The organism is Tunturiibacter gelidiferens (assembly GCF_013410115.1).
GTDB classification, from domain to species: domain Bacteria; phylum Acidobacteriota; class Terriglobia; order Terriglobales; family Acidobacteriaceae; genus Edaphobacter; species Edaphobacter gelidiferens.
The window spans coordinates 732415-758459 of the sequence record NZ_JACCCV010000001.1 but is presented as its reverse complement, the minus strand read 5'-3'; the positions used below and the strand labels follow the sequence as shown (position 1 = coordinate 758459).

Sequence of the window (26045 nt, the reverse complement as noted above, 5' to 3'; positions counted from 1 at the left end):
CTGGTCATTGTGTCGCCGAGATCATCGGCAGCCCGGTCACGGGCCAATGCTCCACCAGAGCTTCGCCATTGGTCTCGATCCCCACTCCCGCCGCACTCCCGGCAACGACCCTGCCATTCCATCCATCCACAACCACCAGCGCGCCCTCGCCCTTCAGATCCGCCGTCGCCGCCTCAATTGTGATCGTCTTGCTCTCATTCGGCAGCAGAGACACATAGTTATCGCTGTAGTACACCGGCAGCACTCGCTCGCCGGAACGCTTCCGCCGCAACTGAAGATGTGTCATCAGCGCAACTTCCTTATCCGGATTATGCAGCGTCACCGTGATCAAGCTCCTTCCGTCAGCATCGCTACGGCTCACCTTCGCATCCAGCGCGATCGTAGAAAGACTATCAAGCGCCTTCAGATCGTCCTGATGTTCAGGCAGCGCACGCCAATAGAAGTTATCCGAAACCAGCTTTCCCGCCGCATCACGTAGCTCAAGCTTCACAAAGTGAACCGTCGAAAGATCCGCGGGCCACGCCACAGATCCAAGCGTAGTCGCCAGGCTCGGGGAAGCAGTCACATCGAAATCGTGTTCATACTTGACCGCTCCATTAAGGTTGTAGATCGCCAGATGAGCATGCGCTCCCTCCAAGGTAGTATTCAGGTTATTGATGACCTGGACCTCTCCGTTCGATTCATTCAGCTGAATATGAACCGGCTCGGCAGCCTTCTTCACCGCGAACAAAGCCGAATTCGGTTCGAGATCGTGGTGATAGATCTGCCACACAAAACTTGGCTGAGCAGGATTACTCATCCACGTGATCACACCCGTCGTCGGATGGAATAACTTTGCATTGCGACCTTCATACATCGCGCGAAACGCCTCGTAGTTCGCCAGCTGCGACTTCCGCACAAAGTCCGCGAGGTTCGCCACCTTGCCATACCGATCCGCAATCATCGCCGGATACTTGTCGCCATCCGCCGCGCCCTTGGCAAAGTCATGCTCCGCCCAGTCGTCGTTGATCGTCTCCCAATCCTTCTCCGGCATCATGCCGTGAATCGACTCCAGCGTCGGCACCGAGACACTTCCAATCTCCGTCTTGAACGCCTCGTCATAGACATAAAACTCACGCGGCGTCCTCCAGTGATATGGCCCATGCGAATTGACGCCGCGCCCATCTGCCGAGTTCGCCTGATACAGCCGGGTCGGTTCCAACTCAGTCATCAAAACGCGCAGCGCATCGTCGATCTTCTTCGGCGGATACCCCTCATTGCGAGCACACCACAAAACAATCGCAGCATGATTCCGAAACCGCAGAATCTTGTCGCGCACATTCGCCATGTACGTATCGAAGTCATCCGGATCAGGCCCATCAGAGGGATTCGGCTGGAAAAACTCATCCCACACCAGGATTCCGTACTTGTCGCACAGCTCATAAAAGTCTTCGCTCGTACTCTGTCCCACCCAGTTGCGAATCATGTTCATGTTCGCGATCTGATGCATCCGAATCTGCGCCTCCAGCCGCTCCCGCGGATTGCGCTTCATCGCTTCATCCAATCCCCAGTTCCCTCCGCGAATAAACACTCGAACCCCATTCACCGAGATCGTCAGGTTCTCCGAGTCAGGCACTGCATACGTAAACTTGCGAACACCAAAGCTCACATCTTTGTCGTCCGACGTCTTTCCATCCACCTCAAAACTCAAATGCAGCTTGTAAAGATTCTGCGGCCCATAGCCATTCGGCCACCACAGCTTCGGATTCGCCACATGCATCGCCGGCGTGTTCTTCGAATCGACCGTAACCGTCTGCGAACTATGCGCCGCCACCTCGACGCTCTGTTCGAACGTGACATCTCCAAAGGTTCCTTTCAACACGCCCTTCTGCGGTGCATCCGTCACATTCTCCACCCGCGCCTGCACCGAGACATCTGCCGCATCAGTCTTGGGCAAAGGAAGATCGGTCGTGACCAGTGGATCTTTAATCACCACAGGCCCACTCGCCGAGAGAAAAACCTTCTGCCAGATTCCAGTGTCACGATCCCGAATCGCAGGAATCCAGTCCCAGCCAATCGTCGACAGAAAAGTCGGCCCATCAATCGCGGTAATTCCACCGTTCCTGCCGACGCCATCGCGAATCGTGTGTTCATGCGGATCTCCGGGATGAGGCTGCGGCGACACCAGCACAGCCAGGACCGCCTTCTTCCCCGGCTTTGCCTCTGCTGAGATATCGAAGATCCCCCGCTTGAACGCGCCCTTCATCGTGCCCACCTGCGTCCCGTTGACCCACACCTGGGCGGAGAAATTAATCCCCTCCAGGTTCAACCACACATGCTTCCCGGCGTACGTCTCCGGCACCTCGAAGACCGTACGATACCAGTACGGCGTACGCGCAAGGCTATCGGGAATCTTGTCGGGCCGATTATTCTCCCCATACAAAGGCTCTGGGTAAGCACCTGCATTCACCAGGCTCGTCAACACCGTCCCCGGTACCGTCGCGGAGTACCAACTCTGCGGTTTAAAGTTTGTCGAAGCGATCGCATCCCCGGCCTGCGTCACCTTCGCCGCATCCTGCAGCTGCCAGCCAGCTGAGAGCGTTACAGATTGAGGAAGAGTCGAACTAGCTGCCAAAGCCACAGGACCCAATCCCATCAAACCTGCAGCAAATAACAGCATCAATGCCGATCCCCAAACTCTCATTTGCATTCAACCCGCACCTTTGATCGTTAGACCACAGAGATTTGCAGCGCGAAAATCGACACCGCGCCAGACATAGAAACCCTACACGATCATCAGGCAAAGGTCACACCTTTAGCCTCATCGTTGAATCGTTGTCTCTGCCTTCGACAGCTTCTCGGAAACCTGTGCTGGCGTAGGCAACTGCGAGCGGTCCCATCCTCCACCCAGCGCCTCAATCAACTGCACCGAAGCCGTCATCTCTTGCACTCGCAGAGTCGCGACCGACTGCCGATCCGTCAGCAACGTCGTCTGCGCCGTCACCACATTCACGTACGGATCGATGCCCGTCTGGTACCGCGCGGTCTCTAGCGTCACAAACTCCTCCGCCGACTTCACCGCTTCCTGCTGCTGTATCAGCTGCTGCGAAAGAATACGCACGGAGGCAAGCGCGTCCTCCACCTGCTGAAATCCGGTAAGAACGGTCTGCCGATAGCTCGCGACATCGGCGTTATAGACCTCTCTAAACTGATTCACCGTAGCCCTCCTCAGCCCCGCATCGAAGACCGTCTCACTCACCGTCGGTCCGATCGACCAAACTCGGCTCGGCCAGTCAAACAGATGTTTGAAGGTAGAGCTCTCGAACCCACCAGATGCACTCAGGGTCAGATTGGGATAGTACGCAGCAGTCGCGATACCAATCTGTGCATTCGCCGCCGCCATGTTTCGCTCCGATGCAGCAATATCAGGCCGCCTCTCCAGCAGCGCCGACGGCAACCCAACAGGAATTGGCGGAGGGACCACGCTGGCAGCCTTCACCGGAATCGAAAACGTCGAAGCATTGGCCCCTACCAGCAGCGCAATCGCATTTTCATATTGAGCGCGCGCCACACCGAGGTTGATCGCCTGCGCCTGCACATTCTGTAACGTATTCTGCGCCTCCACCACTGAAATCCGGTCGCCAACGCCAGTCTCGTATTGCGCCTGCGTCAACTCCAGTGCCTTCTTGTCCGCCTCCACCGTGTCGTTCAGAATAGCCTGCAAAGCATCCTGACCTCTGATCTCAAAAAAGAATGTAGCAAGACTCGCCTGTTCGGTCAGCTTCTCGTTTTCAAGATCGGCCGCGCTCAACTGCGCGTTGTACTGCTGTTCGTGAATCGTACTGCGGACCCTACCCCAAAGATCGGGCTCCCACGAAACCGAAAGCGGCAAGGTGCCAATGGAGCTCGTTGCGCCCGTATTGGCTTGGGAAGAACGCCCCAGATTCGCGGAAGACTTGGAACGGGAATACGAAGGTCCCACAGAAGCAGTCGGATAGAGTTGCGAACGCGCCTGCGCGATAAGAGTCCGCGCCTCCATGAAGTTCGCAAAAAACTGCTTGATGTTCTGATTGTCGATGTTCAATCGCTCTTCCAGCGCATTCAACTCGGGATCGCTGTAAATCTCCCACCACTTCCCGTGCAGCATCGCATCCTGCGGCTGCGCCACCTTCCAGCCATCGGTATCCTGAAACTGCGTCGGCGACTCCTTGTATGTCGCAGGTGGCGCCTGCGCAACTGCCGGAGGCGTGTGGTACTTAGGCCCCACCATGCAGCCGGTCAACAGAAGCGCCGTGAGTGCCGGGCAAATCGCGAGGGTAAATCGAAGGTTCGTCATAGAGTTACACATCCAAATCTACTCCGCAGCAACGGCAGGCGTGCCGCCCCCGGGGTTGAAAGTATCGCGCTTACGACCCAACGCGCGCAGCCGCAGGCGATCCAGCATGAGATAGACGACAGGGGTGGTATAAAGCGTAAGCATCTGACTCACGATCAAGCCACCGACAATGGTGATGCCCAGCGGCCGGCGAAGCTCCGACCCAGTGCCCGTACCAAACGCCAGCGGCAACGCCCCAAACAACGCAGCCATCGTCGTCATCAGAATAGGTCGAAAACGCAGCATGCACGCCTCAAAGATCGCATCTTCGGTGTTCATGCCGCCCTCGCGCTCCGCCTGTAAAGCAAAATCGATCATCATAATCGCGTTCTTCTTCACGATGCCGATCAGCAAAACTATTCCAATAATCGAGATGACATTCAAATCCACTTTGAAGAGCAACAGCGCAAGCATCGCTCCAACACTCGCCGAAGGCAGCGTCGAAAGAATCGTCAACGGATGCACCAGACTCTCGTACAAAACTCCGAGCACGATATAAACCGCAAGCAGAGCAGTCAAAATCAGCAGAGGCTCGGTGCCCAGAGACTGCTGGTATGCCAGCAGAGTTCCCGCAAAAAATCCGTGCACCGAGGTCGGCGTCCCCAGACGCTGTTGCATCTCCGCGATCTCAAGCGTCGCATCGCTCAAAGACATCCCGGGAGCTAAATTGAACGATACCGTCACCGACGGAAACAGCCCCGTGTGATTCAGCGACAATGGAGTCGTATTGGTCGCAGCTGTCGCCATCGTAAACAAGGGGACATTGCCACTGGCCGTCGTACTGCTGGTGCCCGCCGGATGAAAATAAATATTCTTCAATCCCTCCGGCGTCTGCCAGTACTCCGGCGCAACCTCCAGCACAACGTAATACTGATTCAACTGCGTATAAATAATCGAAACTTCCGATTGCCCGAACGCGCTGTACAACCCCTGATCCAGCGACTGTGCCGTCTGCCCCAGCTTTGCCGCGGTCACTCGGTCGTAGGTCAGCAGCTGATCCAGTCCGCCATTTTGCTGATCCGAGCTCACATCCTGAAAACCAGGAAGGTGCATCATCGCCGTCAGCAGCTTGGGACCCCATGTCGAAAGATCCGTAACGTTATCGGCCTGAATCGTGTATTGATACAGCGCGTTGCTCGAACGTCCGCCGATACGAAGATCCTGTGACGCCTGCAGAAACGCTGAGGCCCCCGTCACACGATTCAACTTCGGACGCAGCCGGTTGATAATCTCCGGCGCCCCGATCTTGCGAACGCTCAGCGGCTTCAACGTCACGAACATATTCCCTGTATTCGTGGCCCCGCCTCCACCGGTAAAGCCGATCACATTCTGTACCGCCGGGTCATCCTTCACAATATGTGCAACTTCCTGAATCGCAGTATTCATCGAAGCGAACGAAGCATCCTGCGGCCCTCGAATCGCTCCCGCCAGCGAACCAGTATCCTGTTGCGGAAAAAATCCCTTCGGAATCTTGATCACCAGCGCCACATTCAAAGCGATCGTCAGGAGCAAAACAGTCAGTGTCAGCACAGGGTTTTCCAGAACCCAATGCAGGCTCCGTCGATAGATCGAGAGTACCCAGTCGAAAAACCTCTCCGACGCCATATACACCCGGCCATGCTTCTTCCCATGTTCGTTCCGCAGCAGATAAGCGCACATCATCGGCGTCGTTGTCAGTGAGATCAGCATCGACACAAAGATCGCAGTCGATAGTGTCACCGCAAACTCGCGAAACAGTCTTCCCACAATCCCGCCCATCAACAGCAGCGGAATAAAAACCGCAACCAGCGATATGCTGATCGACACAACCGTAAAACCAATCTCCTGCGCTCCCTTCAGCGCGGCAGCAAACGGAGCCATTCCATTCTCGAGATGCCGCGTGATGTTCTCCATCACGACGATCGCGTCGTCCACCACAAACCCGGTCGAGATCGTCAGCGCCATCAGAGAGAGGTTGTCGATGCTGTAGCCAAACATGTACATCACCGCAAATGTCCCGATCAACGAGACCGGAACCGCCACCGCGGGAATCAGCGTCGCCCTTCCATTACGCAGGAAGAGGAACACGACCACGATCACCAACGCGATAGAGAGCAACAATGTGCGCTCAACATCACTCACCGACGCACGGATCGTCGTCGTGCGATCCAGCACAATCGTCGTATCGATCCCCTTCGGAATCGAAGCCTCCACCGATGGCAGCTCAGTCCGAATACGATCCACCGTGTCAATAATGTTGGCTCCGGGCTGTCGGAAGATAATCAGCATCACAGCCCGCTTGCCGTTCAGATATCCTGCCGCACGCACGTTCTGCGTCGAATCGACCACATCCGCCACATCCGACAACCGCACTGCCGACCCGTTATTGTAACCAATGATGATCGGCTTATAGTCCTCCGCATGCGATATCTGATCGTTCGCAATAATGTCCGCCGAGACATCGCCATTCGTGATCTGGCCCTTCGCCAAATTCGAATTCTGCAGACTTACCACCGACTGCACATTCGCCATCGTCATCCCAAAGCTCGCAAGCTTCGTCGGATTCACCTCCACGCGAACCGAAGGCAGCGCACCTCCACCCGGATTGACTTGCCCAACCCCTTGAATCTGCGAAAGCTTTTGCTGCACCACTGTCGAAGCTTCGTCGTAGAGTTTGTCCGGTCCATATTTATCCGACGTCAAACCGATGATCATAATCGGCGCGTCGGCCGGATTCACTTTGCGATAGGTCGGATTCCCCGGAAGATTCGCCGGAAGATAGGTTCTCGCCGCATTGATCGCGGCCTCAACGTCACGCGCAGCGCCATCGATATTCCGGCTCAGGTCAAACTGAATCGTCACCGACGTCGACCCCAGGCTGCTCGTCGACGTCATCTCCGTCACGCCGGCAATGTGCCCAAACTGCCGCTCCAGCGGAGTCGCCACCGACGACGCCATAATTTCTGCGCTGCCGCCCGGCAGACTCGCACCCACCGAGATCGTCGGAAAATCCACCTGTGGAAGCGGAGACACCGGAAGCACCTGAAACGCAATGGCTCCGGCAATCGCGATCGCGATCGTAAGCAGCGTCGTCGCCACAGGCCGATGAATAAAAGGTGCAGAGATGTTCATGGCTGCTCCGCCGGCTCTAATTCTCCTCCACCCTCCTCCGCCTTCTTCGACCTTCTCGAAAATCGATGCGAAAGATTGTCAAAGAAGATGTAGATAACGGGCGTCGTATAAAGCGTCAGCACCTGGCTCACCAGCAGACCACCCACCATGGCGATTCCAAGCGGCCTGCGCAACTCCGAGCCGATACCATGGCCAAACGCCAACGGCAGACCACCCAGCAACGCGGCCATCGTTGTCATCATGATCGGACGGAAGCGTAGCAGGCACGCCTCATAGATCGCATCGGTCGAGCTCAGCCCCCGATGGCGCTCTGCATCGAGCGCAAAATCGACCATCATAATTCCGTTCTTCTTAACGATGCCGATCAGCAGAACCAGACCGATGATCGCCACCACACTTAGATCCTGATGGAAAAGAATCAGAGAAAGAAACGCGCCCACACCCGCCGAAGGCAGCGTCGAAAGAATCGTAACCGGATGAATGAAGCTCTCGTACAGAACGCCGAGAACGATATACACCGTCACCAGGGCAGCAAGAATCAGCAGCGGCATTCCCGAGAGCGAGTTCCGAAATGATGCCGCGGTCCCTTGAAAATCGGCCTGCAGGCTCGCCGGCATGTGCATATCCTTCTGCACCTTCGTGATCTCCGAGATCGCGCCTCCCAGCGCCGCATTCGGCGCAAGATTGAAAGAGACCGTAATCGCCGGGAACTGGCCTTGGTGAGTAATCGAAAGCGCCTCAGTCGTCGTCTCGAAGTGCGAGAACGCGCTGAACGGAACTGCATTATTGAAGGCGGAACTTGTCGTCCCCGCCGAAGTCGCCCCCTTGCTCGAGGTTGAATTCACAGTGCTCGAAGTCAGTGCATTGATCGGAGGAGTCAGCGTGTTGGCTGAAGCAGTAAACAACACCGAGCTAGTCAGCGCATTCGATCCCGCCGAGGTAGAGCCATTGCCCGAGGAGGAAGTTGCCGCGGCGCCGGTGGTCCCCGACGCCGACCCGGACCGAATATAGAGATGATTCAACTTGTTCGGATCAATCTGAAACTGAGGCTCCGCCTCGAGAATCACGTGATACTGATTCAACTGTGTGTACATCGTATTGATCTGCCGCTGGCCAAATGCATCGTAAAGCGTGTTATCGATCGTCGTCGGCGCCACACCGAGCCGCGACGCAGTCGCCCGATCGATCACCAGCGACACCGCCAACCCGCCCAGCTGCTGGTCCGTTGCAACATCTTCCAGCTCCGGCAGCTGCTTCAGGCGAGTTACAAATCGGGCCGTCCAATCGTTCAGCTCGTTCTGATCCGGATCCTCCAGCGTGTACTGGTACTGTGTGCGGCTCACCCGATCATCGACTGTAATGTTCTGCACCGGCTGCATGTAGATCTGGATATCCTGCACATCCTTCAACTTCGACTGGAGCCGCCGAATCACATCAGACGCATTCAGGTCACGATCTTCAAGCGGCTTCAGGTTGATCGACATCCTGCCACTGTTCGTAGTGATATTCGTTCCATCGGCGCCAATAAAAGAGGACAGGCTCTCGACGGCGGGATCCTGCAGGATCACCTTCGCCACCTCCTGTTGCTTGGCCGCCATCGCCTTCGACCCGATTGTCTGCGGGGCCTGTGTGATTCCCTGAATCACGCCCGTATCCTGCACAGGAAAAAATCCCTTAGGAATAATGATGTACAGAAAGATGGTCAGCATCAGTGTCGCAAGAGCAACCAGCAGCGTAATCGTCTGGTAGCGAAGCACAACCTTCAACGTCCGCCCGTAGAACGCAATCATCCGTTCGAAGACATGTTCTGAAGCTCTATAAAAACGTCCCTGCTGCGCTTCAGGATTGTGTTTCAAAATGCGCGAAGCCATCATCGGCGTCAACGTCAGCGAAACCACCGCAGACACGACGATCGTAACCGCCAGCGTCACCGCGAACTCGCGGAACAGACGGCCGACAACATCTCCCATGAACAAGAGCGGAATCAACACCGCGATCAAAGAGACCGTCAGCGAAAGAATCGTAAACCCGATCTGCTCTGCGCCTTTCAGCGCCGCCTCCATCGGCGTATCGCCCTCTTCCAGATAGCGCGAGATATTCTCCACCATCACGATCGCGTCATCGACAACAAATCCAGTCGAGATCGTCAGCGCCATCAGCGACAGGTTATCCAGGCTGTAGCCGAGTGAGTACATCGCCGCAAAGGTTCCAATCAGCGACAGCGGCACCGCCACACTTGGAATGATCGTTGCATACAAGTTTCGCAGGAATAGGAAGATGACCAGCACCACCAGCCCGATGGTCAGCATCAGTTCAAACTCAACATCGCTCACCGACGCCTGAATCGGTGTCGTCAGGTCCGTAAGCGTCGTCACCTCGATGCCCTTCGGCAGATTGGCCTCAAGCTGAGGCAGTAACTTCTTAATGCTCTCGACTACTTTGATCGTGTTTCCACCCGGCTGGCGTTGCACATTCACGATCACAGCAGGCGTCTGATTCATCCACGCAGCCTGCGTCGTGTTCTCGACGCCATCAAGAATGTGCGCGACGTCGGTCAGCATCACCGGCGCGCCGTTGCGATACGCAACCACCACGCTTCTGTAATCTTTGCTGGTTACAAGCTGATCGTTCGCATCAATCTGATAGTCCTGCCGCGGCCCGTCGAAGTTTCCCTTCGCGGCGTTCACGCTGCTCTGCGTGACCGCCGTACGCAGATCTTCAAGATTGATGCCATACGACGAGAGCGCTGTAGGATTCGCCTGTATCCGCACCGCCGGCTTCTGTCCGCCGCTGATGCTCACCAATCCCACGTCTTTCACCTGCGAGATCTTCGGCGCCAAACGCGTATCGACCAGGTCCTCCACCTGAGAGAGCGGCACCGTCTTCGAAGTAATCGCCAGCGTCAGCACCGGAGCATCCGCGGGATTCGTCTTGCTGTAGATCGGCGGCGCAGGCAGATTCGCCGGCAGAAAGCTCTGCGATGCATTGATCGCCGACTGCACCTCTTCTTCCGCGATATCGATATTCAAACTGAGATTGAACTGCAGCACCACAACCGAAGTCCCGCCCGAGCTGCTCGAGGTCATCTGGCTCAACCCTTGCAACTGACCGAACTGGCGCTCGAGCGGCGCGGTCACCGTCGTCGCAATCACCTGCGGACTAGCGCCCGGATAGAACGTCAGCACCTGAATCGTCGGATAGTCGACCTCAGGCAGCGCCGACACCGGCAGCTGCGTGTAACTCACAATACCGACTAGCAGAATCGCGGCCATCAGCAACGAGGTTGCGACCGGTCGCAGAATAAACGGACGAGATGGACTCAAGGAGCGCTACTCCCAGCCGTTGCTGCGGCAGGAATCGGCTTATTCGACACACTAACCTTCGCATTGTCCTGCAACTTGTCGAAGCTGCTATTCGCCACCACATCCCCGGGATTGATCCCGGTCACCTGGGTGGTATTTCCTTCGATCACCCCCGGCTTCACCGACCGCATATGCGCCGTATCGTTCTGCAGAACATAAACAAACGACGCCGTCCCGTTATGCTGAATCGCAGACGAAGGAATCAGCGTCGCTTCCTGCAGTGTATTCACCAGCAGCCGCGCATTCACAAACTCATTCGGAAACAGCGACGAGTCCTTGTTCGCAAACGACGCCCTCGCCTTCACTGTCCCTGTCGTCGTATCGATCTGGTTATCCAGCGTCAACAACGTCCCGGTGCCGATCTGTTTCAACGCCGCACGATCATATGCATCGACAGGCAGCTTCGCCTGTTGACGTAGTCTCGGTTGAATCTGCCCCAGGTTATCCTCGGGCACCGTAAAGATCACCGTGATCGGCTGGATCTGCGTAATCACCGCCAGCGTCGTCGTCCCCGAGGCCTGCACCACGTTCCCCGGATCGACCAGCCGCAACCCAACCCTTCCCGAGATAGGTGCGCGGATGTGGCAGTATCCCACCTGGATCTGGTCGAACTTCACCGTCCCTTCGTCATTCTTCACCGTGCCCGCGTCCTGCAGCACGATCTTTTCCTGATCATCCAGCGTCTGCTTCGGAATCGCATTCCTCGACCACGCGTCACGATAGCGGTTGAGATCCATCGTCGCCTGCGCCAAAAGCGCCTGATCGCGTTCCAGCACTCCTTGAGCCTGCAGCAGCGTAGCCTCAAACGGTCGCGGATCGATCTCGATCAGCGGATCGCCCTTTCGAACGACCTGCCCCTCCTTGAAGCGCACCGCCACCACCGGCCCAGTCACCTGACTCGTAATCGAAGCCGTATAAACCGGTGTCACCGTCCCGATCGCATCCAGATACACGCCGATATTGCCTTTCTGCGCGGTAGCCGTCGTCAGCGCCACCGCCCCGCCCCCAGCACCCCGCTTCGGAGCAGCTGTGCTCGTATCCTCGTGATGCCTCAGCACCAGATAGAAACCAATAGCAAATATCAGTAGCAAAACGACCCACACAACAACCCGAAGCAGCTTACTTCGGGACGAGGTCGGAGGAGGGGCCGGAAGTTGATGGTCAGGCCCCACAATGGGGTGCTGTTCGTGCGATTCGGCTGGCAATACGTCTCCCTTGCCACATCAGAGATTTTTTGTTGGACAGAAAATGTGCTGCAGGTCCCTAACCCTATCGACGAATGAGCCCGTACAAAGACTCAACTCAGCTCATACAACCGTCAAGTTGTATACGAGGAACAGCGTAATAAGCAATTGGTCCTCAATGAGATGCCCGCAAAATCCCGGACGATGTCCCAGCCTCCCCCTCTACGCCAGGCTTCCATTGAGTCCACCGCCCCCTACATGGTATGATTACGAATCGGCAGACTACCCTTCACCCGGTAGCGGTCAGGAGCTTCCACGCTCCCAGTACCACCATTCCCCGGCACCGCTTTGAGGCTCTTTCACTCAGGCGCACGTCCCCGGGAATCTTCTGCGACTCAGGATTGGAGCACTTCGTCATGGCACAAAAATGTGATCTTTGCGGCAAAGGCCCGCAGTTCGGCAACAACATCTCTCACGCCCACAACACCACCCGTCGTCGTTGGAACGTGAACCTCCAGCCCGTCAAAGCCCAGGTCAATGGCGGAAGCAAGCGCATGCGCGTCTGCACCAGCTGCATCAAGACCGGCAAAGTCGTAAAAGGCTAACCGCCTCAAAACCCCTGAAATACAACGCCCCAGCCGCGAACCAGCCGGCTGGGGCTTTTCCTGTCTTTCAACCCGTTTACTGCTTCTCAAATCATTGCTTCTCAAACCCCAGCGAAGCGCTGTTGATGCAATACCGCAGCCCCGTAGGCTTCGGTCCATCCGGAAACACATGTCCCAGGTGAGCTCCGCAAGTCGCGCACTGCACCTCAACCCGCCTCATCCCAAGCGAATTGTCTTCGATCGAAACAATCGCATCCGGAGAAACCGGGTTCCAGAAGCTAGGCCATCCGCTCCCCGACTCAAACTTCTTATCGGAGGTAAACAGCGGAGCATTGCAAGCCCCGCAGTGATACACCCCGTCGTCATGGTTATTCACCAGCGCGCCAGTAAAAGGACGCTCCGTGCCGCCCTCGCGCATCACATGAAACTGCTCCGGAGTCAGCAGCTCGCGCCACTCCGCCTCCGTCTTGTGCACCTTCTCAACCTTCGTCGTCTCGGCCATCGTTCAGACCTCCTGTCGTCTAGTCATTAGATGCCGGGCCGCCCTTTATGTTTCAGGCGGCACCCTTCACGATCACTTCAATCTCCACCAGCGCATCCTTCGGCAGCCCAGCCACCGCCACCGTCGACCGCGCCGGCGGAACCACGCCCTCAGGCGCCAGGTACTTCGCGTAGACCTCATTCATCGCAGCAAAGTCGCTCATCGTCTTCAGGAAAACGGTCGTCTTCACCACATGACTCAGATCCAGCCCGGCCTGCGCCAACACGGCCTTCACGTTCTCCAGCACCCGAACCGTCTGCTCCGTAATCCCCCCGGCAACCATCTGCCCGGTAGCCGGATCCAGTCCAACCTGTCCCGACGCAAACAACATATCGCCCACCCGCACCGCCTGGGAGTATGGCCCAATCGCCGCCGGTGCCTCTTTCGTAGAAACTGCAGTCTTCGCCTGATCGCTCATAGAGCCTAAGTGTATCTCCTATCAGCGCTGTTGTTAATCAGACACCGGAAACGAACAGACTTGCCACCCGTCAGGAGATGCAACCTCGTGTCAGCCCTTGTGCGAAAAGGCAGCTTGCGCAGAACCGCCAACCGCGCCGGCGAGAGCGCCAAGCACAGCTAAGGATCGTCCACCCAACTTCGCTCCTGTTGCCGCGCCGGTAAGCGCACCGGAAACATCCGAGGCAACGATATAGATCGCCCTCTCATGGCGTCTCCCAAATTCGACGCTGTTCTTCGCAATGCTTATGATCGCAACGGTAACTTCTCCAGCCTTCTCCTTCGCCTCCGCATAGATCTTGTCGATCTTAGCGGCCGTCGTCTCCGGAGCTGAGAAGATCGCGTCGATCGTCTCCCTCAGCATCGCTGCATCCTGCTCTGAGATCACATCAAACTGCTGAAGCAGAGCGACCAGCTTCAGAAGCCCTTCCTTCGTGTGAATATCATTGCCCGCCAGCCCCTCCGAGATCCTCCCCAGCATATCTCCGTGAATCCCTCCGGCATCTCTCGGAGGATAGGCAGGTTTCGGCTCTTGCAACCGCTCCTGCGCCAATGCCGCGGGCATCATGGTTCCAACACCAACAGAGGACACTGCGGTGGCGAACTGTCGCCGGCTGATCTCTTTCGGCTTCATTCTGCTCTCCTTACCAGTTCGTGATCGGATTTGCGGCTGATGCTATCACACGTCAGAAACCCGAAGCACCAGCAAAATCAGCCTCTTCAGGCACACGACGATTGCAGTGGAAACGAAAGTGACACTCTTCTCAGGACTGCAATCTGACTCAAACCCGTCCCGAGCCCGTCTCAACATCGACGTCTCCATATCCGTCTGGTGAGGATTTCGATCCAGTTGCGAGGATTTTGTCCCATGAGAAATACGTAAATATTTGTGCCGCCCGACGGCGCTGGGGAAAGATCGGTCATATATTGGGTGCGAGGTGAACAACATGGGAATTATGGACATGATTCAATCGCTCGCCGGTCAGACCGGAGCCGCAGCTGGCACCGATCAGGCCAAAGTTGCCGGGGGCTTCATCGAAGCTCTCACCCAGCATCCCGAAGGTATTCAGGGCGTTCTCGACGCCTTCAAAAATAACGGAATGGCCGAGCACGTCAACAACTGGGGAGCCGGTCAAGCCGCCACAGCCACACCCGAGCAGGTTCAGCAGGGACTCGGCGGAACCGGCCTCATCGAAAAAACCGCAGAAAAGGCAGGCGTCTCGCCTCAAGTCGTTCAGGTAGCCCTCGCCACCGTACTTCCCATGGTCATCCAGCACTTCGCCCCCAACGGGCAAGCCACCCCGACCAGCTCCATGGGCAGCATGGCGCAGACTCTCCTCAGCAAATTCGTCTAACCCGCCAGGCTCGCGACTACACTTCGAGGCTCGCAGCTATTTTTACGGAGCGCCGGGGCCACAGCGCTCTCCCCCAACAGCATCCCACAACAGTCAGCCAAGCTGACCAAGGAGAGCCACGCCATGGCAGATCTCGACGCTCTAAAACAGAAGTACGCCGGTGTCATTGAATCCCTGCAAAAGTTCGCCCCCTACGGAGCCACCTTAGACGCGGTCGACCTTGACGGCGAGCAACTCCACATCAAGGGCACCGTTCCCTCCCGAGTCATCCTCGAGCGCGTCTGGGACAGCATCAAAAAAGCGGACCCCACCTACTCCGACCTGCACCACGAGATCGCCAACACTGGCGGCGACACGCAGGCCTACACCGTCAAATCCGGCGACACCCTCTCTGCCATCAGCCTGCTCTTCTACGCCAACGCCAACAAATATCCCGAAATCGCCAAGGCCAACAACATCGCCGACCCCAACAAAGTCTCGGTCGGTACCACCCTTCAACTCCCCGTCATCACCTAGAGACTGTCCTGCCGGACAGGCCTCCTGCGCGGAGGGCCGGCGTTCGCACGCCTTTTTAGAGCTTCGCGTGGTCCTCCCGTTGGTCGGAATCATCTTCGTTCGCGACCAACGGGAGCGCCAAGCGAAGCGGTATACACGCCACGAAGTGGCCGCCACCCGCGCAGGGCGCACTCCCTGGCCAGCCGCTGAAAAGCCCAAATTGCCAGCACCGTAAAATACGATCGCCTGCGTCACGTGTATCCAAAACCAATTGTCGGTTCCACTGTCCAGGACCAGCCGTCGCGCTGCGTCATGCGGCCACACCAAGGTGAAAAATGTCAGGTCGCCGATCATGTGGGGCAGAATGGCCGGAAGCGTAGAGTTGGCGAGATACGCCGTCGTGCCAAACGCAACGCCCACAAGAAAGTACACCAGAAGCTTCGGCCACAAGATGCCATGAGCGAAGTGTGCGAAGGCAAACACGAGGGAGGAGACGGTGACCGCGACCCAACCGCGAACCTCCCGTTCGAGGGCGACCTGAAAATATCCGCGAAACCCAACCTCCTCCATGAATGGCGCAACCAGGGACCCCATCAGAATAATGAGGGCTACAGTCATGCGGGGATAGCTCGACATATCTGGGAGTGCGTTGGGTGGCATCTTGACCAATCGGAACAGCACGATCCAGTATCCAGCCAACCACGGATAGAACACCTGCAGCGAATGACCACAGGTAGGTCCGAGCAGATCTTCTGTTGGCCCGCAAGTAGTGGCATCGCACATCGGATGTACTCCGTGGCCATCCCTTTCCACCCAGATAGCTCCACATCAGCCACAGCAGAAGAGTCATCACGGGAACGGACCAGCGTACCGCAGGGCTGCTCCGAAGATTGGTGACGAGCAGGGCACTCCAGATACCGCCGGCGAGAATGGTGATAGCAAATGCCAACAGACCGAAGCCGATGATGCTTAAAGTGCGAGTAGCAAAAGTACCCTCTTTCCCATCCTCCGCCTCCGCTTGCTGCGCAAAACTACGGCTGCAATTTAATCACTTTGCGCTGTGACGATCTCCTTCGCACGAACAAAATCAAAGATCCTGTCAAGCCCCCTCACCACGAAAACCGGCGCCAATCCTGCAGATTCACGTGGCGTATTAGTTAGTCTCCATCCGTTATACTGGAATAGAAGAACAAAGAGAGCCTCGGAGACCACTCCGGGGCTCTCTTATTTAAACCAATAACTCCTTTATTTGTAATATTTTGCAGGCAAGTACCATGAAATCAATATTTTACAGACACCGTATGCCGCCAAACCAATGATTACAAATAACTTACGCGCCGATAATATGGGGGGGGGTACCAATTAGCCTGGAATCGTCGAACCGGCAGCCACCTCAACCCGATTTCTGCCCGCAGACTTGGCCTGATAGAGCGCCTGGTCCGCGGCATCTACCAGCACAGTCGAGACGGAGTCGTGCCCCAGCGTTTGAGTCGCACAGCCGATACTCACCGTCACCACTCCGCAAGGATTGCCCGAGTGTGGCAGGCCAAGCATTTCGACCGTCCGTCGAATCTGTTCAGCGACCAGCTGAGCGCCCCCGCTGTCGGTGTTCGGCAGCACGACCACGAACTCCTCGCCCCCATACCGGGCAAACAGATCCGAGGAGCGGTGAATCACCTCCTGCGCGGCCACTGCAATCTGGCGCAGGCAGTTATCGCCCAGCACATGGCCGTAGAGATCGTTGTACGGTTTGAAGTGATCGACGTCGATCATCAACACGGAGAGCAGCGATCGGTCACGCATCGCCCTGCGCCACTCTTCGTCCATCTTTTCCTCGAACCGGCGCCGGTTCGCTACGCCAGTGAGCCCATCCGCCATCGCAAGATTCTCCACCAACCGGAAGGTGCGGTTCAGCTCCTCTTCCGCGGCCTTTCGACCGGACACGTCCCGCACCACATTGACGAAACCGATAGGCTCCCACGTCGTCTCGTCGTGATAGAGCCGCATGCTCGCCTCCATCCAGACGTAACTTCCATCCTTTCTGGCGCAACGATAGGTCAAAGTCTCAACCGGCTCACCCTCGCGACATACGCTCATCAAAGCTTCCACCGCGTCGACATCGTCAGGATGAACGATCTGGAGGTGAGTATTGCCGATCAGCTCCTCTGGCCCCCACCCCAGCACGGTGGTCACGGCCGGCGAAACATACCGTCGCGTGCCGGAGAGATCCGAGAGAACGATCACATCATTCGAAGCTTCAGCCAAAAGACGAAACAGCGTCTCACTAGCCTTCAGGTTCACCTGCAGCCGCTCGCGTTCTGCAATCACAACCTCAACCACATAAAGCACCAGCATCGAAACAGCAACGAAGAACTGCAGCAGCAGATCGCCGGTCATCGTCGACCCCGAACGCACCAGCGCGATCGGACCGTGCCCGCGAATGGTCAGGTACCCACCGATGATCGACACAATCAACAACCCAACCGCGGATCCTGCCAATCGCAGACGAGCGCCAAGCAGCAGGAGCACCGGCAGAAGGAGGAACAGAAGAGGGAAACGCGTCTGCCAGAAGACACCGACTGCGACAACGACCAGCAGCGTAAGCAGCCCTGCAACTTCCAGCCTGGATCGACCCGGAAACTGCTCTCTCTCTCGGAACGACAGATACAGCGGCGTCATCACCGCAATCCCCAGAGCATCCGCCACAAACCAGTGTCTGGCTGCGGTAAATCTCGGCAGTGCGTGCAGATTCGTGATGCTCATCTGAGCCAGTGCCGAAGCGATCGCCGGCGCGAGCACGACTCCATACAGCAGCAGGCTCAGCAACTGTTTGCGCTGAGTCAGATCGGGGTTAGGCGAGATCGTCCGATACATCAGCGCCGCCGCTATGCCGACCTCCAGCATGTTGCAGCCGGCCAGGTATACCGAGGTCCAGGGCGCAAACGACAGCGCCAGGTTGAGCCCAAGATCGACAGCAAAGCCAACAGCCAGGTACGCCGTCCACTGCGGTCGCCTTGAACATAAAAGGACGCCCAGCAGAAGGCCGTTCGAAGGCCAAAGGATCGTGACACCGCCGTTGTCCCAGCTTCGAATATTCAGCAGCAGCGCGGCATAGCCTAGGCACACCAGTACCATCGCGACCGAAGTCAGTCGCCAGAGAGAAGACGCGCGATCCTCTACGGTCTCATCGAGAGAACCAATACCCATAACCAGCCCGGAGTCACTCTATCGGCAAACGCACCGTTCCGCTTCATTGCCTAGCATCGGACTCCTAGTATGCTCCTTCCTTGAAATTTCTAATGAAGATGTCGAACCACGTTGTTCAACTGAGTCGGGTTTCAGTTCGTGCTTGCCGCGGCGGAATCCAGCTCGCCGGCAAAATAGCTTTCACGAAAGCGAATTCGCGCCTCAGGATAATCCGGAATCCTGACGCGTATTCTGTGCATCCCTGACGCAGGCTCTCCGTTGGCCTCGGCGTGAGGCTGAAAGCTCAGCAGATAGTAGTTATGCACGTGATTTGAGAGTTGATGGAGCCCTTCGTCGAAGCCTCGCTGCGTGGTGAAGTTGATATACTCGCCGCCCGACAGCGCAGCCAACTCGTGCGCAGCGTTCTTCTTCAACGCGTTGACTGCCATCACGAGAAGACCGATCGGCCCGCTTCCGCCGCCGTACTTGAGATCGCTCATAACCTCTGTCTTTCCTGGGCCGAACGCTACCGAGTCGACGACGGTATTGGTTCGCCCAAGCGCCGCAACTACTTCGGCTGGCTTGGCTGTGCTGCCGTGGTCGCGTGTCTCGCTGATCAGCAGAATCGCGTGGCGATAGTGATTCTGGCGGGCTTCCAGGAGCCTCGTCGCGTACGCAACAGCGTCGAGCGTTGAGGCTTCAGGATCATCACAGGGCTCGAGCTGCGCGAGTGCATGGGCCATCGCGTCTACGCTGTTGGAGAACTTGCCGAGCAGCAGCGGCGCGGAGCCATAGGTGACGATGGCGACCTCACGTGGGGCGTCGCCGGCGATGCCGTCGATCATGGAGCCGAGGCCGCTTAGCTTGGGATACTCGTAGCCGGCGGCGCGGCTGCACTGGACGACGACTACAAGAGAGAGACCGAGAGAGTCGGTATCTTCGTCGACGCGGACAGTCTGCGAAACTCCATTGTCTTCAACGACGAACTGCTCTGGCTTGAGCTCGTAGATCATCTCGCCGTGCTTGGTCTGGACGGTGGTAGGGACCAGGACGACGTTGGATTGAGTTTTAAGGGTGTAGCTTTGGTCGTCCGTCGGCGCGGGGGTCTGAGCCAGGGCGGGCAGTGTGGCCGAGAGCAGGAGGACGGGGAGGAGAGGCCGCATGGTTTAAGTCTAACCGGAGGAGATTTTGTATTTTCGGCTGAAAAAAATGGTTTGTGGTGAGGTGGTGGCTTTTATTGGAGTCTTTTTCGTTTTAAGAGTGTTTTGCGATGGTGAAAACGTGGTGAGAGTGTGGTGAATTGCGTGGCTGACGTGGTGTTTTAACCGTCGGCTTTCAAGCTCCGAAAAATGCGCCACATTTTTTTGACTTTATTTTCACCGCTGGATGTGCGGCGCGAAGATCTTCCCATTTTTGCCCTCTCAATAAAAGGTGAAGTCACCTTGTGCGTTACCTACTTCGGATTTCGTCATCTAATCTATAGTCCGGGGCGGCACCTCTGAGCGCCACATGACCGAAAGTTGACCTGATGACGACGAACTCTGCTGTTGCTTCGCCCTCCCCTGAAACGACCTCAGCTCTCACGTACCCGACCGCTCGCAGGGTGGAGCAGACGGACGACTACTTCGGCGCGACGGTCAGCGATCCCTATCGGTGGATGGAGGATGTTGATTCGTCCGAGTTGAAGACGTGGGTGGACGCCGAGAACGAAGTGACGCAGGCCTACCTCTCGCAGGTTCCGTCTCGCGAGACGATGCAGAGGCGGCTGATGGAGTTGATCAACTTCGAGCGGTACACTGCCCCCGCGTCGTGGGACTCGCTATTTCTACTCGCACAACAGCGGGTTGCAGAATCAGAATGTCATTTACTGGCAGGAAGGTCTGGAGGGTGAGCCGAAGGTACTGCTTGATCCGAATACCTTCTCGGCGGATGGGACGGTTGCTGTCAGCGGGTTGAGCATCACCGACGATGGATCACTGGCGGCTTACTCGATTGCAGATGCAGGCAGCGATTGGGTGAAGTGGCATGTCCGCGATGTCACGACGGGAGAGGATCTGCCCGACATCATCGAATGGTCGAAGTTCAGCGGAGCCGCGTGGCTTAAGGACGGCAGCGGCTTCTTCTACGAGGGCTACGACGCGCCTGAGGCTGAGGCGTTGAAGGCCGCCAACTACTTTCACAAGGTGTTCTTTCACAAGCTCGGCACTCCTCAGAGCGAGGACAAGCTAGTCTTCGACCGCCCCGATGACAAGGAGTTGAACCTCGGCGCGCACGTGACCGATGACGGGCGATACCTGGTGCTCTACCAGTCGAAAGGCACGAGTCCGAATAACGAGATTGCGATCAAGGATCTTCAGCAGCCTGACTCCGCGATTCTGCGGCTGATTAAAACCGCTGACGCGACGTACGCGCCGATCAATAACGACGGCACTCTCTTCTGGCTGCTCACTACGCTCGATGCTCCTAACGGCAAGGTCATCTCGATCGACCTGAATCACCCTGAGCGCGAACACTGGAAGACGGTTATTCCCGAGAGCAAGAACAAGCTGAGCGATATCTCGATCATCGACAACACATTCATCGCGAACTATCTTGCTGACGCGCAGAGCCTGATCGAACTTCGCAGACTTGATGGGCAGTTGATTGAACGGCTGAAGCTTCCGGCGATCGGCACGGCGTACGGCTTCGGCGGACTGCGTGAGGATAGCGAGACCTTCTACCAGTTCACCAACTTTACGACGCCAGGTACGATCTACAGGCTGAACATGAAGACGCGCCAGTCGACACTCTTCCGGCAGCCGAAGCTATTATTCGATCCGGCGCTCTATGAGACGACACAGATCTTTTACACGAGCAAGGACGGCACGCGTGTTCCGATGTTCGTGAGCCACAAGAAGAGCCTGGTTCTGGACGGGAGTGCGCCGACGCTGTTGTATGCGTATGGCGGCTTCAATGTGCCGCTGATGCCGGAGTTCTCTTCTGCGCATGTAATGTGGATGGAGATGGGCGGAGTCTACGCACAGCCCAGCCTGCGCGGCGGCGGCGAGTATGGCGAGGCGTGGCACGAGGCGGGAACACGACTGAAGAAGCAGAACGTCTTCGATGACTTCATCGCCGCAGCAGAGTGGCTCATCGCGAACAAGTACACTTCGGCGGCGAAGCTTGCTACCTCTGGAGGGAGCAACGGCGGCTTGCTGGTGGCGGCCTGTGAGCTGCAGCGTCCCGATCTCTTCGGTGCCGTGATCGCACAGGTTGGCGTGATGGATATGCTGCGCTTCGACAAGTTCACGATCGGCTGGGCGTGGAAGGAGGAGTACGGATCTCCTTCAGAGAACGCAGAGGAGTTTGCCGCAATCTACAAGTACTCTCCACTGCACAATATTCTGCAGGGCACGGCTTATCCGGCGACGTTGATTACAACGGGTGATCATGACGACCGCGTGTACCCGGCGCACAGCTTCAAATACACTGCGGCTCTGCAGGCTGCTCAGACAGGCCCGAATCCGATCCTGATTCGTGTAGAGACCCGGGCGGGGCACGGCGCCGGAATGCCGCTCAGCAAAAGGATTGAGGCGACGGTTGACCAGTGTGCGTTTCTGGTGATGGAGCTCAAGGTGGGGGCACTCGGCGAGTAATAACCATTTACGCAATACAGCTTCAGGCACTCGCCCGGAGATTCAAATTATTATTGCGATTTTGCGGCGATACTAAGTTTGTCCCGCTTTCGGGGTATGTCCAACTGCCCCGAGTTTGTGGTGATTCGCGGAGAAATATGAATCCGGGAACAAAGTCTACGCGTCTTATATACACGTAGAAAGGTTGCCTGTATGAAGCTGAAAATTTTCATCGGTTTGCTGCTGGCGCTGGCTCCTGCGTTCGCTTCGGCGACACCAAAGCCGCCTACAGCCCATCTACGGCCGCAGTTGTATCACGACCGTTCCCCCAAGGCTCGCATTCACCAGTCGCTTCCACACCACGCTTAAACCAACGCATTCTGCATTATTCGGCAGCTACTGTGGTTGCTCGAACCGGCTACCACGGGTCGAAGCAGTCATAGTTGCGCTGCATGGCAATTCGTTCATCGCGGAAGCGAAAAAACATCGCGAATGAAGCCTTCATTTCTGTGCCGGCGGCCATAGTTCCAAGCGCAACTGCCAGAACTCCAGTCCAACGAGCTTCAACAGCAACTCGGTCGCCTAGAGCCATCTCCGAGATGACCTCGTATTGTTGCTGTTGGAGGATCTTCAGGCCTTGTTGACTGCGTTTTAGGATGTCCTCCAGATCGCTTACCTGCCCGCGGCGGTTGAGCTGATTTGGCAACTCAACCTGTCGAACATCGTCCGTAAAAAATCGTCGGAGATCATCTCCCGCCTCGCCGCTTTGAAGGGCATTTAGGTAAGCATGGACGACAGAGACATTTTTGCCTTCCAGATTCGTCATTGTTCACCATCTCCTGAATCTTAGATTGTTCCTATGCGGGATCGACCTTCGACTCGCGCGCCTTCTTTATAAATGCAGCAAGCTTCTCTGGGCTCTTCCGGCCCGGCACCGACTCCACACCACTCGCGACATCTATGCCCCAGGGGTTGAGATTCTGGATGGCCTCTGATACGTTCTCCGCGCGCAGACCGCCTGCGACGATCAGTTTGAGTTCAGGCGCGGCCTCTTGAAAGATGGCGCGTGCTTCGTCCCAATCGAAGGAGACGCCCGTGCCTCCGATGGCTGCGCCTACCTTCGAATCAATCAGAACATGATCTACCAGACCGTCCGCCGCAATCCTGCGTAGCTCTGCGGCTACGATCGCCGCGCCGCCACCTTCGGTACCCACCTCCCAGTGAACCGTCTGGATCAGGGAGACTTGTCCGGCGAAGAGCTTGTGGAGGCGATGCAGAAGCGCGAAGTCGACGCCGCTGTGGAGTTGAACGGCGGTGAGACCGGCCTCGTGCGCGGCGCGAGCGATCTCATAGGCGTCAAGTGCGTGGAAGACACCTACGCGCTCGATGGAGGTTGGGAGATGCGGTGTGATCTTTGCGACCTCAGCAGAGGTGATACGACGGGCACTGGGCGCGAAGACAAAGCCGACCGCGTCGGCTCCCAGCTCGGCGGCAAGTTGTGCATCGTCGAGGTTGGTGTTGGCGCAGATCTTAATCCACATGATGTTAGCCTTCTCCGCTCACAGGCCTGCGAATTAGATGTCGGAGGAGTACTCGCGATCCAGTAGGGTGGCGAGCGCGGCGGCGGGGTCGGGTTGCCGCATGAGGGTTTCTCCGATGAGGAAGGCATCGTATCCCGCGGCTCGCAGACTGGCGATGTCTTCGGCGGTGCGTATGCCGCTCTCGGCTACGGTGATGGCGCTCTTCGGCATCGATGCGGCGAGTTCGTAGAGAACTTCGGTGCGTACGGAGAAGGTGCGCAGATCGCGGCTGTTGACGCCGATGAGGTCGAAGCCCAGAGCGACGGCGCGCTCCATCTCTTCACGGTCGTGCGTCTCGCAGAGGACGTCGAGGCCGCGAGAGCTGGCTTCATCGCGCAGGTCGCGGAGTGCAGCATCGGTGTGCGCGGAGACGATGAGCAGAATTGCATCGGCTCCGTAGGCGCGCGCTTCGAGGATCTGGAAGGGATCGAGGATGAAGTCTTTGCGAAGACAGGGAATGTGGACGACGCTGGACGCCTGTTGCAGATAGGAGAGCGAGCCTTGGAAGAACTCCTCGTCGGTGAGGATGGAGAGAGCCGCGGCGCCTGAGGACTCGAACGTTTTTGCGAGGGTGGCGGGATAAAAATCGCTGCGGATGAGGCCCTTGGAGGGAGAGGCTTTTTTGATCTCGGCGATGATGGCAGGGCCGCTCTTCGCTGCGGCTTGTAGTCCAGCACGAAAGCCACGCGGGATGTGGGCAGCCGCCATGCTCTCGAGCATGCCGAAGTCCGCGACCGCCTTGCGAGCTTTTACCTGAAGGAGCGTGTGCGCAAGGATCTGATCAAGGTGAGTGGGCATAGTCCCTTTGCGATGGCTGAGTGTGAGGTGCGGCCAGCAGAGCGATGGGTTGGTGCGAATCCACACTCGGCTGCCGTTGGCGGCTGTTGAAAGCTGCCTGGCTGCAACCGAGGTTGAAACTTTGGTGCCGAAGGGGGGACTCGAACCCCCACACCCTTGCGAGTACATGGACCTGAACCATGCGCGTCTGCCAATTCCGCCACTACGGCACGGTGTCATTCGCTCCGCACAGGTGGCCGGAGCACGCTAACCGCGAGTCTCTAGTTTTACAAACGCGGGTGCTGCTGTCAATGTGCGGCGAGACCGCGCAGGTAGTATGTTGCGAGGGATGGGCGTCCGGAGAAGGATGCTTGCGCATCTAAGTTCTGAGCATCGGATCGAGGATTGCGAGTCTTCTCCCCCGGAAACGCGTCTAGACCCAAAGGAAGGCTGACACTCTTACATGAACGAAGCAAAGGTTTCCTCTCAGGGCACGAACGTCGAAAAGATTCCGGAAGAGATCTCCGTCGAGATGCGCAGAATCGCACACGACCTGAGCAACGCACTCGAGATCATTGTGCAGACGAGCTATCTGCTCAGCACCGCCGAGCTGAAGGAGCCCGCTTCGGAGTGGCTGCGCATGCTGGATGGCGGCGTGGAAAAGGCAATGAATCTCAACCAGTCGTTGAGGAAATACATCAAAGAACACACGTCCAATTAGTGCCGCTTCAAACCTGTTGATCAGGACTTCGCGCGACGGCGTGCTGGCTTCGTCTTGACGGAGGTCTTCGCTGCTTTTTTGGCGATGGCTTTCTTCGCGACAGGCTTCTTTTGGGCAGCTGTTTTCGCGGTCGCAGCTTTCTTGGGCGGCGTCCTCTTGACGACCACCTTCTTAGCAACTGCTTTCTTTTTGACAGGTGGCCTAGCTGGCGTTGTCGCGGGTGACGTCAAATTGAGGCCGGCAAGTTTTCGCTCGTGGGAGGCGATCAGGTCTTCGATCTGCTGCAGGAGGATGCGTGTGTGCATGGGCTTGACCAGCAGCTGATCCGCACCCATCTCCTGCCAGTCCTCTTCGGCGACGGGGAAGGCCGTCAACAACGCGACCGCGGGATGATAGTTGGCCGAGCGCGCCGCCTTGATGACCTCGATGCCGGCGACATCGTGCTCCATGCGCATGTCGGTGATCAGCATCTGGTACTCGCGAGTGTGCAGCTTGGAGACGCCCTCGCGTGCGGAGGCGGCGGTATCCACATCAAAGCCGCTGATCTCCAGCACAGCCTTCAGGGTCAGCAGGACAGCGACCTCATCATCGACCAACAGGATACGGCGTCTCATTCGGTTTCCTCTCTGAGGGCTTCCGTGCAAACATACATGATCAGGGCTCCGATGCCAAAGTTGGCGGCTTGATGGCGACAACGGATAGCC

General features: G+C 57.2%; 20 protein-coding genes, 1 tRNA gene and 2 pseudogenes. 7 read left to right on the top strand and 16 right to left on the bottom strand.

Annotated features, from left to right (window positions below; all coding sequences use genetic code 11):
- Positions 1-4: 4 nt before the first annotated feature.
- From HDF12_RS03235 to HDF12_RS03215, 5 genes are all read right to left on the bottom strand, one after another.
- Positions 5-2635, bottom strand: coding sequence for a glycoside hydrolase family 2 protein (locus HDF12_RS03235; protein ID WP_257025326.1), 2631 nt, complete (start codon positions 2633-2635; stop codon positions 5-7).
- 165 nt (positions 2636-2800) lie between these two features.
- A complete protein-coding gene (locus HDF12_RS03230; protein WP_179581187.1) occupies positions 2801-4315 on the bottom strand; it encodes an efflux transporter outer membrane subunit in 1515 nt (504 codons plus the stop codon).
- An 18-nt stretch (positions 4316-4333) separates the two neighbouring features.
- On the bottom strand, positions 4334-7465 hold the full coding sequence (locus HDF12_RS03225; RefSeq protein WP_179581186.1) for an efflux RND transporter permease subunit: 3132 nt from the start codon (positions 7463-7465) through the stop codon (positions 4334-4336).
- Positions 7462-10788, bottom strand: coding sequence for an efflux RND transporter permease subunit (locus tag HDF12_RS03220; protein ID WP_179581185.1), 3327 nt, complete (start codon positions 10786-10788; stop codon positions 7462-7464). The genes HDF12_RS03225 and HDF12_RS03220 overlap by 4 nt, the downstream gene beginning before the upstream one ends.
- The gene (locus tag HDF12_RS03215; protein WP_179581184.1) at positions 10785-12032 is read right to left on the bottom strand and encodes an efflux RND transporter periplasmic adaptor subunit; all 1248 of its coding nucleotides are present in this window, start codon (positions 12030-12032) and stop codon (positions 10785-10787) included. Before HDF12_RS03215 ends, HDF12_RS03220 begins: the two co-directional genes overlap by 4 nt.
- A gap of 395 nt (positions 12033-12427) precedes the next feature.
- On the opposite strand from HDF12_RS03215, the gene rpmB reads away from it, so the two are divergent.
- Complete coding sequence (gene rpmB, locus HDF12_RS03210) at positions 12428-12616, top strand: 50S ribosomal protein L28 (RefSeq protein ID WP_179581183.1); 189 nt, start codon at positions 12428-12430, stop codon at positions 12614-12616.
- Between the two features lie 91 nt (positions 12617-12707).
- On the opposite strand, the gene msrB is transcribed toward rpmB, so the two are convergent.
- The 3 genes from msrB to HDF12_RS03195 form a co-directional block, all read right to left on the bottom strand.
- Complete coding sequence (gene msrB, locus HDF12_RS03205; protein ID WP_179581182.1) at positions 12708-13118, bottom strand: peptide-methionine (R)-S-oxide reductase MsrB; 411 nt, start codon at positions 13116-13118, stop codon at positions 12708-12710.
- Positions 13119-13170: 52 nt separating this feature from the next.
- The gene (locus HDF12_RS03200) at positions 13171-13575 is read right to left on the bottom strand and encodes a RidA family protein (RefSeq protein ID WP_179581181.1); all 405 of its coding nucleotides are present in this window, start codon (positions 13573-13575) and stop codon (positions 13171-13173) included.
- Between the two features lie 90 nt (positions 13576-13665).
- Positions 13666-14247 (bottom strand): hypothetical protein, encoded by a 582-nt coding sequence (locus tag HDF12_RS03195; RefSeq protein WP_179581180.1) that lies wholly within the window; start codon positions 14245-14247, stop codon positions 13666-13668.
- 313 nt (positions 14248-14560) lie between these two features.
- Here HDF12_RS03195 and HDF12_RS03190 point away from each other — a divergent pair, with 313 nt between their 5' ends.
- Both HDF12_RS03190 and HDF12_RS03185 read left to right on the top strand, forming a co-directional pair.
- Positions 14561-14968, top strand: coding sequence for a YidB family protein (locus tag HDF12_RS03190; RefSeq protein WP_179581179.1), 408 nt, complete (start codon positions 14561-14563; stop codon positions 14966-14968).
- A 123-nt stretch (positions 14969-15091) separates the two neighbouring features.
- On the top strand, positions 15092-15484 hold the full coding sequence (locus tag HDF12_RS03185; protein ID WP_179581178.1) for a LysM peptidoglycan-binding domain-containing protein: 393 nt from the start codon (positions 15092-15094) through the stop codon (positions 15482-15484).
- A 330-nt stretch (positions 15485-15814) separates the two neighbouring features.
- On the opposite strand, the pseudogene HDF12_RS22760 reads toward HDF12_RS03185, so the two are convergent.
- From HDF12_RS22760 to HDF12_RS03170, 3 genes and pseudogenes are all read right to left on the bottom strand, one after another.
- Positions 15815-16081: pseudogene (locus HDF12_RS22760) on the bottom strand (CPBP family intramembrane glutamic endopeptidase); the annotation flags it as partial.
- 744 nt (positions 16082-16825) lie between these two features.
- A complete protein-coding gene (locus HDF12_RS03175) occupies positions 16826-18670 on the bottom strand; it encodes a bifunctional diguanylate cyclase/phosphodiesterase (RefSeq protein WP_179581177.1) in 1845 nt (614 codons plus the stop codon).
- 131 nt (positions 18671-18801) lie between these two features.
- Positions 18802-19812, bottom strand: coding sequence for a VWA domain-containing protein (locus HDF12_RS03170; protein WP_179581176.1), 1011 nt, complete (start codon positions 19810-19812; stop codon positions 18802-18804).
- A 365-nt stretch (positions 19813-20177) separates the two neighbouring features.
- Here HDF12_RS03170 and HDF12_RS22755 point away from each other — a divergent pair.
- The 3 genes and pseudogenes from HDF12_RS22755 to HDF12_RS03160 form a co-directional block, all read left to right on the top strand.
- Positions 20178-21387 (top strand): annotated as a pseudogene (locus HDF12_RS22755) (prolyl oligopeptidase family protein); the annotation flags it as partial.
- A gap of 27 nt (positions 21388-21414) precedes the next feature.
- Positions 21415-22284, top strand: a complete 870-nt coding sequence (locus tag HDF12_RS22750) for a prolyl oligopeptidase family serine peptidase (RefSeq protein ID WP_373563906.1) — start codon at positions 21415-21417, stop codon at positions 22282-22284.
- Positions 22285-22476: 192 nt separating this feature from the next.
- A complete protein-coding gene (locus HDF12_RS03160) occupies positions 22477-22632 on the top strand; it encodes a hypothetical protein (RefSeq protein ID WP_179581175.1) in 156 nt (51 codons plus the stop codon).
- Positions 22633-22681: 49 nt separating this feature from the next.
- On the opposite strand, the gene HDF12_RS03155 is transcribed toward HDF12_RS03160, so the two are convergent.
- From HDF12_RS03155 to HDF12_RS03140, 4 genes are all read right to left on the bottom strand, one after another.
- Positions 22682-23089, bottom strand: a complete 408-nt coding sequence (locus HDF12_RS03155; protein ID WP_179581174.1) for a nuclear transport factor 2 family protein — start codon at positions 23087-23089, stop codon at positions 22682-22684.
- Positions 23090-23120: 31 nt separating this feature from the next.
- Positions 23121-23804: a phosphoribosylanthranilate isomerase gene (locus tag HDF12_RS03150; RefSeq protein ID WP_179581173.1), complete on the bottom strand. Its 684-nt coding sequence runs from the start codon at positions 23802-23804 to the stop codon at positions 23121-23123.
- A gap of 33 nt (positions 23805-23837) precedes the next feature.
- Positions 23838-24641: an indole-3-glycerol phosphate synthase TrpC gene (gene trpC / locus HDF12_RS03145; protein ID WP_179581172.1), complete on the bottom strand. Its 804-nt coding sequence runs from the start codon at positions 24639-24641 to the stop codon at positions 23838-23840.
- Positions 24642-24763: 122 nt separating this feature from the next.
- A tRNA-Leu gene (locus HDF12_RS03140) sits at positions 24764-24850 on the bottom strand.
- A 233-nt stretch (positions 24851-25083) separates the two neighbouring features.
- On the opposite strand from HDF12_RS03140, the gene HDF12_RS03135 reads away from it, so the two are divergent.
- Complete coding sequence (locus HDF12_RS03135) at positions 25084-25341, top strand: hypothetical protein (RefSeq protein WP_179581171.1); 258 nt, start codon at positions 25084-25086, stop codon at positions 25339-25341.
- A gap of 20 nt (positions 25342-25361) precedes the next feature.
- On the opposite strand, the gene HDF12_RS03130 is transcribed toward HDF12_RS03135, so the two are convergent.
- Positions 25362-25955 carry a response regulator gene (locus tag HDF12_RS03130; RefSeq protein WP_179581170.1) on the bottom strand — a complete coding sequence of 198 codons (594 nt, stop codon included), beginning with the start codon at positions 25953-25955 and terminating at the stop codon, positions 25362-25364.
- Positions 25956-26045: the final 90 nt, after the last annotated feature.